The organism is Mesorhizobium sp. M0001 (assembly GCF_040324255.1).
GTDB lineage: Bacteria > Pseudomonadota > Alphaproteobacteria > Rhizobiales > Rhizobiaceae > Mesorhizobium.
In genome coordinates this window covers 587,581-603,023 of record NZ_JAMYVS010000003.1, presented here as the reverse complement: position 1 = coordinate 603,023, position 15,443 = coordinate 587,581, and the positions used below count along the sequence as shown (strand labels likewise).

Genomic DNA, 15,443 nt, shown 5'->3' with positions numbered 1-15,443 from the left:
CGCCGCGCCAACCAATCCGCTTGGCGCTGCGGCGGACGCATAGGGGGAGAGAAGTGTCACCTATGTATCCGGTTCAAAGTGTTACCCATCTATCGGCTGGACAAGGGTGAGGGGCAGCGCAACATCAAACATAAATACCCCAACGCCGGTGCCGCCCCTCATCCGGCTGCCGCCACCTTCTCCCCGTATAGTGACGGGGAGAAGGGAGACACTCTGGCAACACTCACCTTCTTCGGTTAGCTTCGCCAAAATTCCTTGGCGGAAGGATGAACCTTTTTGAACCGATCGGCGACAGAGCAGACAGGAGCCAGGCGGCTCGACCGGCCATGACGGCAGCGACCGAGACTGATCGCGCGCTTGTCGACCGGGTCGCGAAGGGCGACCGTGCCGCTGTTCGGCTGCTGTTCATGCGTCACCACGCGCGGGTCTACCGCTTCGTGGTGCGCCAGACGGGATCGGAAATGATGGCCGACGATATCGCAAACGAGGTCTTTCTTGAGCTGTGGCGCCAGGCGCCCGGTTTCGAAGGGCGCTCGGAAGTCTCGACATGGCTGCTCGGCATCGCCCGCTTCAAGGCGCTGTCGATGCTGCGCAAGAAAAAAGAAGACTGGATCGATGACGACGATGCGGCGCAGGTTCCCGATGGCGCCGACACGCCGGAAGTCGCCACCATGAAGGAAGACAAGGGCGCCGCCTTGCGGCGCTTCGTCGATGCCTTGCCGGAGGAACACCGCTCGGTGGTCGACCTTGCCTATTACCATGGACAGTCGGTGACGGAGATCGGCGAGGTGCTCGGCATCCCGGTCGCCACCGTCAAGACCCGAATGTTCTACGCCCGCAAGAAACTCGGCGAAGCCCTCAAGGCCGCCGGTTACGACAGGGGGTGGCCATGAGCAATCCTGAAGATATGAGCGCCGCTGGAAAAATGTCACGCCGTGACGAAATGGAAACGCTGCTGCCGTTCTACCTGAACGGCTCGCTGGAAGGCTCGGACCTCGAAGCCGTCGAGGAATGGCTGGCGAGCGATCCGGCGGCGATGGCGGCGCTTGGCGAGGCTGAGGCGGAATTCTCCGGCGCCACCGCCGCCAACGAGGCGATCCGGCCACCGGCCGATGCGCTCAGCCGCTTTGCCAGGGCGCTCGACGCCGAAGCCGGACCGGTCCGCGCTCCCGCGGGCCGTTCCTGGCTGGCGCAGGCACTCGGCCGGTTCACGGCGATGCCGGCCACGGTCGGCTGGGCGGCAGCGGCGGTGCTGCTGGCGTTGGTCGTGGTGCAGTCCTACGTGCAGACCGGCGGCAAGAGCCATGATTTCGAGGTTGCCGGCGCCGAGGATGAGCTGACGAAACTGCCGTTCGCGCTGGTCAAGTTCAAGCCGGATGCGAAGATGTCCGACATCGCCGCCTTCCTCGACCAGAACGCGCTGAAGATCGCCGGCGGGCCGACCGCCTCGGGCGTCTTCCGCATTGCTATCCCGGTCAAGACCGGAGCAGACTACACCAAGCTCGTCGGTCTTATTGCCGCCCAGCCGTTCGCGGAGACTGTGATCGAGGGAAGGAAACCGGTTGATGGCAGCTAGGGCGGTCATTCGATTTGCGGCGATCCTGGTGGCGGCGACGACAATCGTCGCCGTGCCGGCGTCGGCGCAGACCAATGATCCCAATGCCGGCCGGGCCGACTGCACCGACGCGGCCGGAGCGGCGGCTGCCGACTGCCCGAAAGACGGCAATGAGGCCAACGTCGGCGGCGAACCAGGCGCAGTTACCCTTCCGGCCCTGATCGTCGACCTGTTTCCCAACCCACCGGCTCCCGTAGCGCCCGTGCCGACGCCACGGCCGTCAGCGCCGCCTGCCGACACGCAGGCCGGGCCACCCGCCGGCGGGGCGATCGTTTCGCCGACCGATCTTGTCGCGACCGCGCCGCGCCGTGCCATCGCCGGCGAGTTCGTGCCCGACGAGGTGCTGGTGACCGTCGACGGCGATGCCGGCGCCGTCCAGCAGATCGCCGCCTCCTTCGGCCTTGAAGTGCGTTCGCAGCGCCAGTCGCGGCTGCTCGGCACCACACTGGTGCGCTTCGGCATTCCCGACGGCCGCACAGTCGGCGCCGTGCTGGCGCAGCTGGCCGCCGATGGCCGCACCCTGCGGCGCGAGCCAAACCATATCTATTCGCTGCAGCAGGCGGCCGGCATCGTCAACTATGCCTTCGAGCGCATTCAGCTCGACAACAAGCAAGCCAGTGGCGAAAACGTGCGCATCGCCGTCATCGACACCGGCATAGACGACACCAATCCGGCGCTTTCCGGCGTCATTGCTGATCAGTTCGACGCCATGCCCAACGTGCCGGTCGAAAAGCGTGACCACGGTACCTCGGTCGACGGGCTGATCGCCGGCGTCGGCCCGCTCGAAGGCATGGCGCCCGGCGCCAGGATCTATCACGCCCGCGCCTTCGAGGACGGCAAGTCGACCATGGATGTCATCCTGTCGGCGCTCGACTGGGCGGCGGACCAGAATGTCAGCATCATCAATATGAGTTTCGTCGGCCCCAAGAACGACCTGCTCGCCACCGCCTGCCGCAACGCCCGTGGGCTCGGCATCATCCTGGTCGCGGCGGCCGGCAACAACGGGCCGAAAGCGCCCTATGGTTACCCCGCCGCCTATGAGGGCGTGATCGCGGTCACCGCCACCGACGCCAAGGACGGGCTGATGCAGCAGGCCAATCGCGGCGCCTATGTCTTCATCTCGGCGCCCGGCGTCGAGATGGTGGCGCCGAGCGGCGCCGGCTCCGACGTCGTCACCGGCACCTCGTTTGCCGCCGCGATCGTGTCCGGCGCTATCGCCAATTTGATCCACGCTTCACCCGAGCGCTCCGCCGACGACATCGAAAAGGCGCTGGCCGCCACCGCCAGGGACCTTGGCCCGAAGGGGCGGGACAATGATTTCGGTTATGGGCTGCTGGATACGAAGGCGGCGGCGAACAAGTAAACCGGGCGAAATTCGCGCCACCAATTCAGAGCGCCGGGCCCAGCCGGACAGGGCTGCCATCATGGAAGCGCGACAGCCGGAAGCGGCTGAGGTCGTGCCCGGTCTGGTTTCCCTGGATCAGGTCGGCAACGACACGGCCTATGCCAGGCCCGATACCGAAGCCGTGACCGCTCATTCCCGTCGCGACGAAAAGACCACCGACGGCCGCCACATGATCCACGATGGGGACGACGTCCGGCATGGCGTCGATCATGCCGCCCCAGCCTGCCTTCAGGCGAACCCTCTCGAACTGCGGAAAGAGGTGCTTGAACTTGCGTTTTATCGAACGCAGACGGGCCGGTTCAGGGGCCGGGTCGAGCACCCGCATTCTCTCGAAAGGGCTGTGCGAATCCGGCGCCCAATCGCGCGGCGTCGACCAGGCATCGGGGTAACCTGACGGCGCGAACGGAAAGTAGCGTGTCCCCAGCGGATTGTCCCTCAGCGCAGGAAGATATTTGGTGGCGTGCCGGAAGGCGTCAGGTCCCAGGTAATGCAGATGGCTGCCGCCCGCGGCGAGCGTATACCCGCCATCCTGCCGGCGCCTGAAAGCGATGTGTTCGTCAGTCGCCGCACCTGCATAGATTTCAGCCAAGGGGTCCGTTGCGGCTGCGGTTACCCTGACGCTGAGCTGGGGGATGGAGACGCCGTGTCTTCTCAGGAACAAGGATGACCAGGCACCTCCCGCGACCAGCACGCTGGAGGCCTCGATATACCCCGTCTCGGTCCACACGCCCTTGACCTTGCCGCCTGAGATTTCGAGGGTTCGCGCTGCGCAATTCTCGACGATTTTGACGCCTTTTCGCACGGCGAGCCGGGCAAGTGCGGGCACCGCCAGCCAAGGCTCCGCGCGCATGTCGGAGGGCGTCGTCATCGCGCCCTTGAATTTGCGCGACATGCCTTTGATGAGTGTCGCGGTTTCGTCTGCATCCAGGAGACGGGTGTCGAGCGCATGGATCGCGGCGATCTTCATGAAGGCTTCGAAGCCGGCCATGTCCTTGTCGGTCTTCGCCAGGTAGGTCACACCTGTCTGGGTCAGGCCGATGTCCTCGCCGCATTCCTCAGCCAGTTGCCGCCACAGGCGAATAGCCTCGATGACGATGGGCAGTTCATCCGCGTCTCGTCCCTGCTTTCGGATCCAGCCCCAGTTTCGGGACGACTGTTCGGCCGCAATGCGTCCCTTTTCCAGCAGCGTCACCGGGATGTTCCGCTGTGCCAGGAAAAGCGCTGTCGTTACGCCGATGATGCCGCCACCGACAATGACCACCTCCGACGCTTTCGGCGGCGGGCCAGGATGCCGGATTGGATCCGTTTCGGAGAACGGGAATGTGGGCAAGTGGCGCACCCTGAGGACTGGTTGATGGCTCTGGCTTACTGGTTGCCACCCACTAGAAGCCAAATCAAGGACAGGTCCAGGCAGACCGTTGTCCCAACAAAGTCAATCTATCTGCGGGCAACATCCACAAGGGTGAACTTGCCCAGCGGAGCGATGGATTAATCCCTAGACCGGGGCGCCTGCGACCGAACCCCTGACCACAAGGTCGACTGGCCAGACCTCGCCTCGCGCCCCTTCTTCCAAGCCGGAAATGCGCGCTGCCAAGCGTTCGGCGATGCGGGCGCCGGCCAGGCGGATCGACGAGCGCGTCGTCGACAGCGGCACGGAAAAATTCTCCGGCTTCAGCCATGGGAAAACGTCGTCATGGGCAATCAGCGACAGGTCGCCGGGAATGGTCAGGCCAAGGTCGCGCACGGCGCGCACGACGCCGAGCGACATGATCAGGCTGGAGCAGGCGATCGCCGTCGGCGGTTCGCTTTGTTCGAGCAGGCGCCTGGCGGCGCGATAGCCGTTCTCCTCGGTCATCGTCACCGAGCAGACATGGCGCTCGCCGAGCGTCAGGCCGCTCGCGGCCAGCGCCCTGCGCATGCCGCGCTCGCGGTGGATGGCGAAGGTCTCGCGGTCGTCGCCATTGATCAGCGCCAGCCGCCGGTGGCCGAGCTGAACCAGCAGCCGGGCCGCATCGTGGAAGCCGCCCTCATTGTCAATGTCGGTGAAGGGGTAGTCGAAATCGGAACCCTCGCTGCGGCCATGGACGATGAAGGGAATGCCAAGCGTGTTGACCAGCGCCACCCGCCGGTCGGCCGGGCGCGGCGAGGAGATGTAGACGGCGTCGACCTGTCGGTTGGCGACGATGCGGCGATAGGTGGTTTCCTGGTCGTCGGCATCGGCCGGCGACAGCACCAGGTCGAGCTCGTGCGAGCGGGCATAGTCGCCGAGGCCGGAGAGGAATTCGACGAAATGCGGGTCGATGTCGACGGAGGCGCCCGTCGGCAGGACATAACCGATCATGCCCGTCTTGCCGGTCGCCAGCCGGCGCGCGCTCGGGTTGGGCCGGTAGCCGTGGCGCTTGGCGGCATCCACCACACGCCGGCGGGTTTCCTCGTTGACCTCGGGATAGCCGTTGAGCGCACGGCTTACCGTTGTCTGCGACAGGGCCAGCATATGAGAGAGCTGCTTCAGGTTCACTGGGAGGCCTCCAAGCCTCAAAGCGCTTTTAATTTTGAAGCCACGCGGCGCCACAACGGGCGCGGCCAAGCTGGTCGACCATACGCACTGGTCCGGCCAGTTTGAAGCTTAATACGCTGCTGCACCGCCGTAAAACTATGCTGCAGTGCACTTTACCAAGTCTTCCAGCTCGAAATTAAATCGATTAGCTCACCGCCCTCTTGACTTGCAGCCGATTCAATGGCGAGATCAAAAAGACCAAAGCGCTTTGGAAGACTCTTCGAAAGGTTGCGGTTCCTTTCTGAACGAGTCACAGTCCTGCAGCGTCGGCGGGCGGAATGGAGGTTCCGTCCGGGTGTATGTGTCCACACTGGGAGGAATACCGATGAAGAAGATGCTTCTGCTTGGCGCAGCGTTTGCCACGCTCGCCTTGTCCCTGCCGGCGCAAGCCGAACTGAAGTTCAAGCCCGGGGAAGACAAGCGCTTCAACTGGGCCAATTACGAAGAGCTGAAGAAGGTCGATCTCAAGGGCGAGACGCTGACCATCTTCGGGCCCTGGCGCGGCGAGGACGAAGGCCTCATCCGCACTGTTCTCGAATATTTTCAGGAAGCCACCGGCGCCGAGATCAAATACTCCTCGTCGGAAAATTACGAACAGCAGATCGTCATCGATACCCAGGCCGGCAGCCCGCCCAATATCGCCGTACTGCCGCAGCCGGGCCTGATCCAGGATCTGGCGTCCAAGGGCCTTTTGACGCCGCTGGGCGACGACACCGCCAAATGGATCAAGGACAATTACGGCGCCGGCCAGTCATGGGTCGATCTCGGCACCTTCAAGGACAAGGACGGCAAGCCGGGCTTCTTCGCCTTCCCCTACAAGGCCGACGTGAAATCGCTGGTCTGGTATTCGCCCGACAATTTCGAGGAAGCCGGCTACAAGGTTCCCAAGACCCAGGAAGAGCTCGCCGACCTCGAGAAGAAGATCATCGCCGACGGCGGCACGCCGTGGTGCATCGGCCTCGGCTCAGGCGGCGCTACCGGCTGGCCGGCGACCGACTGGGTCGAAGACATCATGCTGCGCACCCAGACGCCCGACGTGTATGACAAGTGGGTAAAGAACGAGATCCCGTTCAACGATCCGGCGGTGGTCAACGCCATCGACATTTTCGGCAAGATCGCGACCGACGACAAGATGGTCGACGGTGGGGCCAAGGCGGTTGCCGCGACCGACTTCCGCGACAGCCCGAAGGGCCTCTTCTCGGTGCCGCCGAAATGCTACCTGCACCATCAGGCATCGTTCATCCCGACCTTCTTCCCGGAAGGCACAAAGGTTGGACAGGACGCCGACTTCTTCTACTTCCCGCCCTATGCATCCAAGCCCGAGCTGGGCACGCCTGTGCTCGGCGCCGGCACGCTGGCCATGATCACCAAGGATTCGAAGGGTGCACGCGCGTTCATCGAATTCCTGAAAATGCCGCTGGCACATGAAATCTGGATGGCCCAGGGCGGCTTCGTCACGCCGCTCAAGTCGGTCAACAAGGATGCCTATGCCAGCGACGCGCTGAAGAAGCAGGGCGATATCCTCGCCAATGCCTCGACCTTCCGCTTCGACGGTTCGGACCTGATGCCGGGCAAGATCGGCGCCGGCGCCTTCTGGACCGGCATGATCGATCTGGTCGGCGGCAAGTCGGCGCAGGATGTCGCCACCGACATCCAGAAGAGCTGGGACGCTATCAAGTAGTCAGCTGGCAAGCAGTCAGCTGGCAAGTAACCACTGCCAAGTAATCAGCCGCTTTGGCGGCAAATTCAGGACTTCCTCCACAGACTGGATCCGGGCCGCTATGGCCCGGATCCGACCGGCGCCTTACGCCGGACCGATTTGCGTTCGTTCGTTTCAGAATAACTTAAATCGGCGCAGAGCCACATCGCCAGGGCTGTTCAAGGCCCGGCCGATCATGCGCAGGGAAGAGGGACCCATGGCTGCTCAGATCTTATCGGCCATTTTTGTCATCATCATCGGCGTCGGCGGCTGCGTCGCCTATTTCTGGGGCGCCAACAAGCTGGTCGACCTGATATTCCCGTCGCGCGGCGTGGCCGGGGCTGCGGCCATCGACAATCTGCGCCGGCAAGGACTGGTCCGTCCGTGGCTGTTCGTCGGCCCGGCGATGATCATCCTCACCGTCTACCTGATCTATCCGGTGGTGGCGACGCTCTGGCTGTCCTTCCTCGACCGCGGCGGCCAGCATTTTGTCGGCTTCGCCAACTATGAATGGGCGTTCGGCGACCGCGAGTTCCGCAACTCGATCCTGAACAACATCATCTGGCTGGCGGTGGTGCCCGCCGCCTGCACCTTTCTAGGGTTGATAATCGCCGTGCTCACGGACAAGATCTGGTGGGGCACAATCGCCAAGAGCCTGATCTTCCTGCCGCTGGCGATCTCCTTCGTCGGCGCCAGCGTGATCTGGAAATTCATCTACGAATATCGCGGCGAGGGCCAGACGCAGATCGGCCTGCTCAACGCCATCATCCAGTATTTCGGCGGCCAGCCGCAGGTCTGGATATCGCTGCCGTTCTGGAACAATTTCTTCCTGATGATCATCCTGATCTGGATCCAGACCGGCTTTGCCATGGTCATCCTGTCTTCGGCGTTGCGCGGCATCCCCGAAGAGACGCTTGAAGCCGCGGTCATCGACGGCGCCAATCCGTTCCAGATCTTCTGGAAGATCATGGTGCCGCAGATCTGGGGCACCATCGCCGTGGTCTGGACGACGATCACCATCCTGGTGCTGAAAGTGTTCGACATCGTGCTGACCATGACCAACGGCCAATGGAACAGCCAAGTGCTGGCCAATCTGATGTTCGACTGGATGTTCCGCGGCGGCGGCGATTTCGGCCGCGGCGCCACCATCGCCATCATCATCATGATCGCGGTCATCCCGATCATGGTCTGGAACATCCGCCAGGCGAACAAAGAGACGGGAGGACATTGAGATGGCCGTCGCGACCGGAAAGTCCTTTGCCAGCCGCTTCGGCGTCCACATCGCCGTGCTTGTCTTCGTCGCCGTCTGGACCGTGCCGACGCTCGGCATCCTGGTCTCGTCGCTGCGCGACAAGGACCAGATCATCGCCTCGGGCTGGTGGAACTCGTTCTCCAGCTCCAGCCAGACTGAAGCCGGCCGCCTGCCGCCGGCCTCGGCGCAGGTCGAGAAGGACGGCAAGTTCCTGCTTGCCGGCAATATCTTCGGCGACGGTGCTGCGCGCAACATCAGCGCCTTCGGCGTCAAGTCGGCGGCACCGACGCAATATCCGGCCGGCACCACTGCCGATCTCGGCGACGGCGTGACCTTGCAGCTCAATGCCGACGGAACGTTCGTCATGAGTTCGCCCAAGGCTTTCGAAGGCGACCGTGGCCAGCGCGTCTATTACGCCTCGTCGGCGCCGCCGAAATTCACCACCGACAATTACAAGACCGTGCTGTTTTCGGAGGGCATCGGCCGCTCGTTCATAAACTCGCTGACCGTCACCATCCCGGCGACGGTCATCCCGATCCTGATCGCCGCCTTCGCCGCCTATGCATTGGCGTGGATGCGTTTTCCCGGCCGCGCCTTGCTGATCGCCACAATCATCGGCCTGCTGGTCGTGCCGCTGCAGATGTCCTTGATCCCGCTTTTGAAGATCTACAACGGCGTCGGCATCTTCTTCGGTGTGCCGTCGAAAACCTATCTCGGCATCTGGCTGGCGCATACCGGCTTCGGCCTGCCCTTCGCCATCTATCTCCTGCGCAGCTATATTGCCGGCCTGCCGCGCGAGATCATGGAATCGGCGCGCATAGATGGCGCCAGCGATTTCGAAATCTTCGTCAAGATCGTGCTGCCGCTGTCCTTCCCGGTGCTGGCGTCCTTTGCAATCTTCCAGTTCCTGTGGGTGTGGAACGATTTGTTGGTGGCAATGGTTTTCCTCGGTACCGAAGGGGACCAGATCGTGCTGACCGCGAAGCTCAACGCGCTGCTCGGCTCGCGCGGCGGCGACTGGGAAATCCTGACGACATCGGCCTTCGTCACCATTATCGTGCCGCTGATCGTGTTCTTCTCGCTGCAGCGCTATTTCGTCCGCGGGCTGCTGGCCGGCTCGGTCAAAGGAGGTTGAGACTTATGCAAGCCGCTTTGAAGGCGACCTCGAAGCCCGATCTCGCCGTCGATCGCGACTGGTGGCGGGGCGCGGTGATCTACCAGATCTATCCGCGCTCCTATCAGGACTCCAATGGCGACGGCATCGGCGACCTCAAGGGCATCATCCGCAGGCTGCCCTACATCGCCTCGCTCGGCGTCGACGCCATCTGGATTTCGCCCTTCTTCAAGTCGCCGATGAAGGATTTCGGCTACGACGTCTCGGACTATTGCGACGTCGACCCGATGTTCGGGACGCTCGCCGATTTCGACGCGCTGGTTGCGGAAGCCCATCACCTCGGCCTCAAGGTGATGATCGACGAGGTGCTGTCGCACACCGCCGACAACCATCCATGGTTCAAGGAGAGCCGCGCCAGCCGTAGCAATCCCAAGGCCGACTGGTATGTCTGGGCCGACGCCAGGCCGGACGGCACGCCGCCCAACAACTGGCTGTCGATCTTCGGCGGCTCGGCCTGGCAGTGGGACACCAGCCGCCAGCAATATTATCTGCATAATTTCCTGTCCGAGCAGCCGGACCTCAACTTCCACAATCTGGAAGTCCAGGACGCGCTGCTCGACGTCACCCGCTTCTGGCTGGAGCGCGGCGTCGACGGCTTCCGCCTCGACACCATCAATTTCTACTTCCACAGCCAGGGGCTGGAGAACAATCCGCCGCTGCCGCCCGAAGAGCGCAACGACCAGACAGCACCTGCGGTCAATCCCTACAACTACCAGGACCATATCTACGACAAGAGCCGGCCGGAAAACCTTGCCTTCCTCGAACGGTTCCGGGCGCTGCTCGACGAATATCCGGCGGCCGCCGCGGTCGGCGAAGTCGGCGATTCGCAGCGTGGGCTGGAAGTGGTCGCCGCCTACACCGCCGGCGGCAAACGCGTCCACATGTGCTATTCCTTCGATTTCCTGGCGCCGGAAAAGATCAGCGCCGCCAAGGTGCGCCAGGTGCTGGAAGCCTTCGGCAAGGTCGCCAGCGACGGCTGGTCGTGCTGGGCCTTTTCCAACCACGACGTGATGCGTCCGGCCTCGCGCTGGGCCGCCGACGAGGCCGACCCGGCCGCCTATCTGAAGGTTATCTCGGCGCTGCTGATGTCGCTGCGCGGTTCGGTCTGCCTCTATCAGGGAGAGGAGCTTGGGCTGGGCGAAGCCGAGTTGCAGTTCGAGGATCTGCAGGACCCCTACGGCATTCGCTTCTGGCCCGAATTCAAGGGCCGCGACGGCTGCCGCACGCCGATGGTGTGGGATGCAACCGCCAGCAATGCCGGCTTTTCGACGGCCAAGCCCTGGCTGCCGGTGCCGGGCAAGCACTTGTCGCAAGCGGTCAATGTTCAGCAGGGCGACGCGGCCTCGCTGCTCGAGCACTACCGGCGCTTTCTCGGTTTCCGCCGCCAGCATCCGGCCCTGGCCAAAGGCGACATCGAGTTCATCGAAAGCGAGGGCGACACCGTCGCCTTCACTCGCCGTGAGGGCAATGAGCAGATCGTCTGCGTCTTCAATCTGGCCAGCAAGCCGGCCGAGGTCGATCTCGGTGGTCAGGCGCTGCTGCCATTGGCCGGGCACGGTTTTTCGGGACAATCCGGCACAGGTTCCATCCGCCTCGGCGGCTACGGCGCCTGGTTCGGGCGCATCGACTGAGTTTTTGACGAAACTGGATTTTTTGAGGAAATCCAGGTTCTCTAGGGAAATCACTGGGAGGAAATTATGGCCGATGTCACGCTGAGACAGGTGAAGAAATCATACGGCAATCTGCACATTCTCCACGGCATCGACCTCGACATAAAGTCGGGCGAGTTCATCGTCTTCGTCGGCCCGTCGGGTTGCGGCAAGTCGACCTTGCTGCGGTCCATCGCCGGGCTTGAGGAGATCACCTCCGGCGAGCTGAAGATCGCCGGCGAGGTGGTGAACGACGTGCCGCCTTCCAAGCGCGGCATTGCCATGGTGTTCCAGTCCTATGCGCTCTATCCGCACATGACCGTCTACGACAACATGGCCTTCTCGATGAAGATCGGCAAGGAAAGCAAGGCCGAGATCGACAAGCGGGTGCGGCAGGCCGCCGAAATCCTGCAGCTGACCAAATATCTCGACCGCCTGCCCAAGGCGATGTCGGGCGGCCAGCGCCAGCGTGTCGCCATCGGTCGCGCCATCGTGCGCAATCCGAAAGTGTTCCTGTTCGACGAGCCGCTGTCGAATCTCGACGCGGCGCTGCGCGTCGCGACCCGCATCGAGATCGCCAAGCTCAAGGAATCGATGCCTGCCACGACCATGATCTACGTCACCCACGATCAGGTCGAAGCGATGACGCTCGCCGACCGCATCGTCGTGCTGAAGGATGGCCATATCGAGCAGGTCGGCACGCCGATGGACCTCTACAAGAAGCCCGGCAATCTGTTCGTTGCCCAGTTCATCGGCTCGCCGGCCATGAACATCCTGCCGGCGACAATCGACAGGACGGGCAACCCGACAATCGTCAGCCATGTCGGCGGCCGCAAGGCAACGGTGCCGATCGCAACGCCGGCGTCAGCAAAGGGTGCGGCAGTCAGCTTCGGCGTGCGGCCGGAGGATCTGTCGGCCGCCACCGGCGCGGAATATCTTTTCGAGGGCGTGGTAGACTATGTCGAGCAACTCGGCGAGGTGCAGCTTGTCTATGTCGATATCGGCCGCGCTGACCTGCCGTTGGTGACCAAGCTGCCCGGCAATGTCGAGGTCAAGCGCGGGGCAAAGCTGCGACTGACCGCGGATGCCGGGGACCTGCACATCTTCGACGCCGATGGGCACTCCTTCTCGCTCAAGCCGGTGGAAGTGAAGGCGGCTTGAGATAGCTGCGTCGTACAGGCATGAAAAAAGAGCGGCGGGCCAGGCCCGCCGCTCTTTTTTTAAGCTTCGGCTGTTAGTTGTTGCCGAACCGATCCCTGTCGCTGCTCTGAGGAACGAACTTCTGTTGGTCGTTCGACGAGTTCAGCAGCTTGTAGACCGCCGAGTTGGTGCCGGTCGACGAAGTGCGGGTGGTGTCGACGGCAGCGGCCGGCTGGTTGGCGCCATTGGAGCCATAATTGTCGCTGCCGGCAAAGGCAGCGCTCGAAATAGCCAGAACGGCTGCGGTGGCAAGAACGATCTTCTTCATTTTAGTCTCCTGAATTTTTCTGATGCCGCCAGCTGCAGCGGATAAGCCCGCCACGTGCTGGAAACCGGCTTTTAGCGGCCGAAAAGGTTACGGTCGGCACCGTGGGCAGGCGCCTGCTCGGCTGGAGCCGACTTCTCAACCGAAGCCGTATGGCCACTATCGGTCGACGTAATCGCAGGCTGGTTGGCGCCGTTCGAACCGTAGTTGTCGCTGCCGGCGAAAGCGCTGCCGGAGATGGCCAAAACGGCGGCGGCAGCAAGGATGATCTTTTTCATTTCAATACTCCTGAATTTTTTGGGATCCCGAGAGCGACGGGTTAGCCGCCCTTCTTTGGTCGGGATCAGCGATTGCCGTAGAGGTCGCGGTCGGCGCCCTGAACGACAGGCTGCTTGTCAGCGTGCGCCGGCTTCTGAATGGAAGCCGTATACGAGCTGTCGACCGAGACGGCTGGCTGGTTCGCACCATTGGAACCGTAATTGTCGCTACCGGCGAAGGCGCTGCCGGTGATCGCCAAAACGGCTGCGGCAGTGAGGATGATCTTTTTCATTTTTAGTACTCCAGTTTGTCTGTCCGTCTAGCGGCGTGTCTTGGGAGGAATTCGCGTCGTTCGGACAGCCCCGATGTGGGAAAGCCATAGGCTGGTTGCCAATCACGAAGTTGTTCCGTGTGGACCACGGTCCTGCACCTTGAAATTGTGCCAGGAAGTTCCTCTATGGTCATTTATCGCATTGTTTTCAGTCGCTTGTGTCGAACCGAGTGGTTCGCTCCGGTGTCGGTTTCCGGGCCGTCGTTCACACCGTCCTGCACGCATTGTCAACAGAAACGAACCGTTCGGTTCGATTAGAGATTGCTAATAGTAACTTTTCGATACCGTTGAGCCCTTTTTGCCCCCGATCGGAACTGGATCCGCAGCGATTCGAAACGGCGATGATAGCGCCGCAAGACAGGATCTCAGCCCTTCGGTGGTCGGCGGGGCGTATGCCGCGCGTGTCGCGCCGCATGGATATGATGTCGCTTTCATGCCGACGTCGCGATTGCTGCCGTGATTAGATGATCGCATCTCAGGTGCCGCTTCGTGACGACGCAGCGGAGAATTGGGAAGCCGGTCAGAATCCGGCGCTGCCCCCGCAACGGTGGTGGAGTTGAAGTCGCAACGGGAGACCACTGGGCAGCAGCCTGGGAAGGTGTCGCGATGGTCCGCAAGGACAACTCCAAAGCCCGGAAACCAGCCCGAGATGCATAGACTCGACTGATCGCGGTGGGCGGTCAAGAGGTGGATAGTGCATGTCCGGCGCCGCGCCGGCCTGCGTCCGATCCTTCCTCCATCACCACCAAGTTCAGTCCTTAAACCACGAGGACAGAACTATGGATACGCGTAACGACATGTTGAGGCTCCTGAACGGCCGCAAGCAAGGCTTTTCGCTGGAACAGCCCTTCTACACCGACCCGGACTATTTCAAGCTCGACATGGAGCTTATCTGGTATCGCGACTGGCTGTTCATCGGCCATGATTGCGAACTGCCGAAGCCCGGCAGTTATATCACCGTGCAGATCGGCGATTATCCGGTGGTGCTGGTCCGCGACCAGAAGGGCAACATCAACGCCTTTCACAATTCCTGCCGCCATCGCGGCAGCCGTGTCTGCAACACTGAGAAGGGCATGGCGGCAAAGCTTGTCTGCCCCTATCACCAGTGGACCTACGAGCTTGACGGCCGGCTGCTGTTTGCCCGCCAGATGGCCGACGGTTTCGACAAGAGCCAGTTCGGCCTGAAGCCCGTCGCCTGCGAGAGCGTCGGCGGCTACATCTTCATCTGCCTGGCAAAAGAACCTGCCGACTTTGCCCCGATGCGCGCCATGATACAGCCCTACCTCAAGCCGCACCGGCTGAATGAAGCCAAGGTCGCCTTCGAGAGCACCATCATCGAGAAGGGCAACTGGAAGCTGGTCTGGGAAAACAACCGCGAATGCTATCACTGCGCCGGCAATCATCCAGAGCTGTGCAAGACATTCCCCGAAGCGCCGACGGTGACCGGCGTGCAGGGCGCCGACAGCGATCCGGAGATGCTGGCGCACTGGGCGAAATGCGAGGCGGCGGGCCTGCCGAGCAAGTTCCGCATCGATCCGGCCGGGCAATACCGCGCCACCCGCGCGCCGCTGCTGCGCGATGCCGTCAGCTACACGATGTCCGGAAAGCGCGCGGTGACGAAGAACCTGTCCGACACTGTTGCCGCCGACCGCATCGGCACCTTGATGCACTACCACTATCCGACGACCTGGAACCACATACTGATCGACCATGCGGTCACCTTCCGGGTGCTGCCGATCAGCGCCACCGAAACCGCGGTGACGACCAAGTGGCTGGTGCACAAGGATGCGGTCGAGGGGGTCGACTACAACCTTGAGGAGCTCACCCATGTCTGGACCGAGACCAACGACCAGGACCGCCGCATCGTCGAGGAAAACGCCTTTGGCATCCTGTCTCCGGCCTATGAGCCCGGCCCCTATTCGGAGCTGCACGAGGGCGGCGTGATCCAGTTCGTCGAATGGTACGCGGCCTTCATCGGCCCGCGCCTTGCCGAAGGCGGCCGGCCGGCGCTACGCAGCGTCGCGTGAGCTGGAGCAGG

At 62.6% G+C, this 15,443-nt stretch carries 15 protein-coding genes and 1 riboswitch; of the genes, 10 read left to right on the top strand and 5 right to left on the bottom strand.

Translation table 11 applies throughout. The features are described 5' to 3' along the window. From NKK50_RS12740 to NKK50_RS12725, 4 genes are all read left to right on the top strand, one after another. On the top strand, positions 1-240 hold a 240-nt coding region (locus NKK50_RS12740; protein ID WP_352543509.1), incomplete at its 5' end, for a hypothetical protein. Between the two features lie 86 nt (positions 241-326). Next, positions 327-893 carry a sigma-70 family RNA polymerase sigma factor gene (locus NKK50_RS12735; RefSeq protein WP_023725917.1) on the top strand — a complete coding sequence of 189 codons (567 nt, stop codon included), beginning with the start codon at positions 327-329 and terminating at the stop codon, positions 891-893. 14 nt (positions 894-907) lie between these two features. Beyond that, positions 908-1,576 carry a hypothetical protein gene (locus NKK50_RS12730; protein ID WP_023745152.1) on the top strand — a complete coding sequence of 223 codons (669 nt, stop codon included), beginning with the start codon at positions 908-910 and terminating at the stop codon, positions 1,574-1,576. After that, positions 1,566-2,978 (top strand): S8 family serine peptidase, encoded by a 1,413-nt coding sequence (locus NKK50_RS12725; protein WP_023745153.1) that lies wholly within the window; start codon positions 1,566-1,568, stop codon positions 2,976-2,978. The genes NKK50_RS12730 and NKK50_RS12725 overlap by 11 nt, the downstream gene beginning before the upstream one ends. 25 nt (positions 2,979-3,003) lie before the next feature. Here NKK50_RS12725 and NKK50_RS12720 read toward each other — a convergent pair whose 3' ends face one another. Together NKK50_RS12720 and NKK50_RS12715 are read right to left on the bottom strand one after the other, a co-directional pair. After that, the gene (locus NKK50_RS12720) at positions 3,004-4,350 is read right to left on the bottom strand and encodes an NAD(P)/FAD-dependent oxidoreductase (RefSeq protein WP_023745154.1); all 1,347 of its coding nucleotides are present in this window, start codon (positions 4,348-4,350) and stop codon (positions 3,004-3,006) included. 165 nt (positions 4,351-4,515) lie between these two features. Beyond that, the gene (locus tag NKK50_RS12715; RefSeq protein WP_023745155.1) at positions 4,516-5,538 is read right to left on the bottom strand and encodes a substrate-binding domain-containing protein; all 1,023 of its coding nucleotides are present in this window, start codon (positions 5,536-5,538) and stop codon (positions 4,516-4,518) included. Positions 5,539-5,902: 364 nt separating this feature from the next. On the opposite strand from NKK50_RS12715, the gene NKK50_RS12710 reads away from it, so the two are divergent. From NKK50_RS12710 to NKK50_RS12690, 5 genes are all read left to right on the top strand, one after another. Continuing rightward, on the top strand, positions 5,903-7,258 hold the full coding sequence (locus tag NKK50_RS12710) for an ABC transporter substrate-binding protein (RefSeq protein WP_023690253.1): 1,356 nt from the start codon (positions 5,903-5,905) through the stop codon (positions 7,256-7,258). A gap of 235 nt (positions 7,259-7,493) precedes the next feature. Next, on the top strand, positions 7,494-8,507 hold the full coding sequence (locus NKK50_RS12705) for a carbohydrate ABC transporter permease (protein ID WP_023668891.1): 1,014 nt from the start codon (positions 7,494-7,496) through the stop codon (positions 8,505-8,507). Between the two features lies 1 nt (position 8,508). Then, a complete protein-coding gene (locus NKK50_RS12700; protein WP_023834417.1) occupies positions 8,509-9,663 on the top strand; it encodes a carbohydrate ABC transporter permease in 1,155 nt (384 codons plus the stop codon). 5 nt (positions 9,664-9,668) lie between these two features. Beyond that, positions 9,669-11,333, top strand: a complete 1,665-nt coding sequence (gene bglA, locus NKK50_RS12695; RefSeq protein WP_031198273.1) for a beta-galactosidase BglA — start codon at positions 9,669-9,671, stop codon at positions 11,331-11,333. A 66-nt stretch (positions 11,334-11,399) separates the two neighbouring features. After that, positions 11,400-12,512: an ABC transporter ATP-binding protein gene (locus NKK50_RS12690; RefSeq protein ID WP_023668888.1), complete on the top strand. Its 1,113-nt coding sequence runs from the start codon at positions 11,400-11,402 to the stop codon at positions 12,510-12,512. Positions 12,513-12,585: 73 nt separating this feature from the next. On the opposite strand, the gene NKK50_RS12685 is transcribed toward NKK50_RS12690, so the two are convergent. From NKK50_RS12685 to NKK50_RS12675, 3 genes are all read right to left on the bottom strand, one after another. After that, positions 12,586-12,819 (bottom strand): DUF680 domain-containing protein, encoded by a 234-nt coding sequence (locus NKK50_RS12685; RefSeq protein ID WP_023668887.1) that lies wholly within the window; start codon positions 12,817-12,819, stop codon positions 12,586-12,588. A gap of 71 nt (positions 12,820-12,890) precedes the next feature. Further along, positions 12,891-13,094 carry a DUF680 domain-containing protein gene (locus NKK50_RS12680; RefSeq protein WP_023668886.1) on the bottom strand — a complete coding sequence of 68 codons (204 nt, stop codon included), beginning with the start codon at positions 13,092-13,094 and terminating at the stop codon, positions 12,891-12,893. Positions 13,095-13,159: 65 nt separating this feature from the next. Then, positions 13,160-13,366, bottom strand: coding sequence for a DUF680 domain-containing protein (locus NKK50_RS12675; protein WP_023668885.1), 207 nt, complete (start codon positions 13,364-13,366; stop codon positions 13,160-13,162). Between the two features lie 499 nt (positions 13,367-13,865). After that, positions 13,866-14,067: riboswitch (cobalamin riboswitch) on the top strand. Between the two features lie 117 nt (positions 14,068-14,184). On the opposite strand from NKK50_RS12675, the gene NKK50_RS12670 reads away from it, so the two are divergent. Next, positions 14,185-15,432, top strand: coding sequence for an aromatic ring-hydroxylating oxygenase subunit alpha (locus NKK50_RS12670; RefSeq protein ID WP_352543508.1), 1,248 nt, complete (start codon positions 14,185-14,187; stop codon positions 15,430-15,432). Positions 15,433-15,443: the final 11 nt, after the last annotated feature.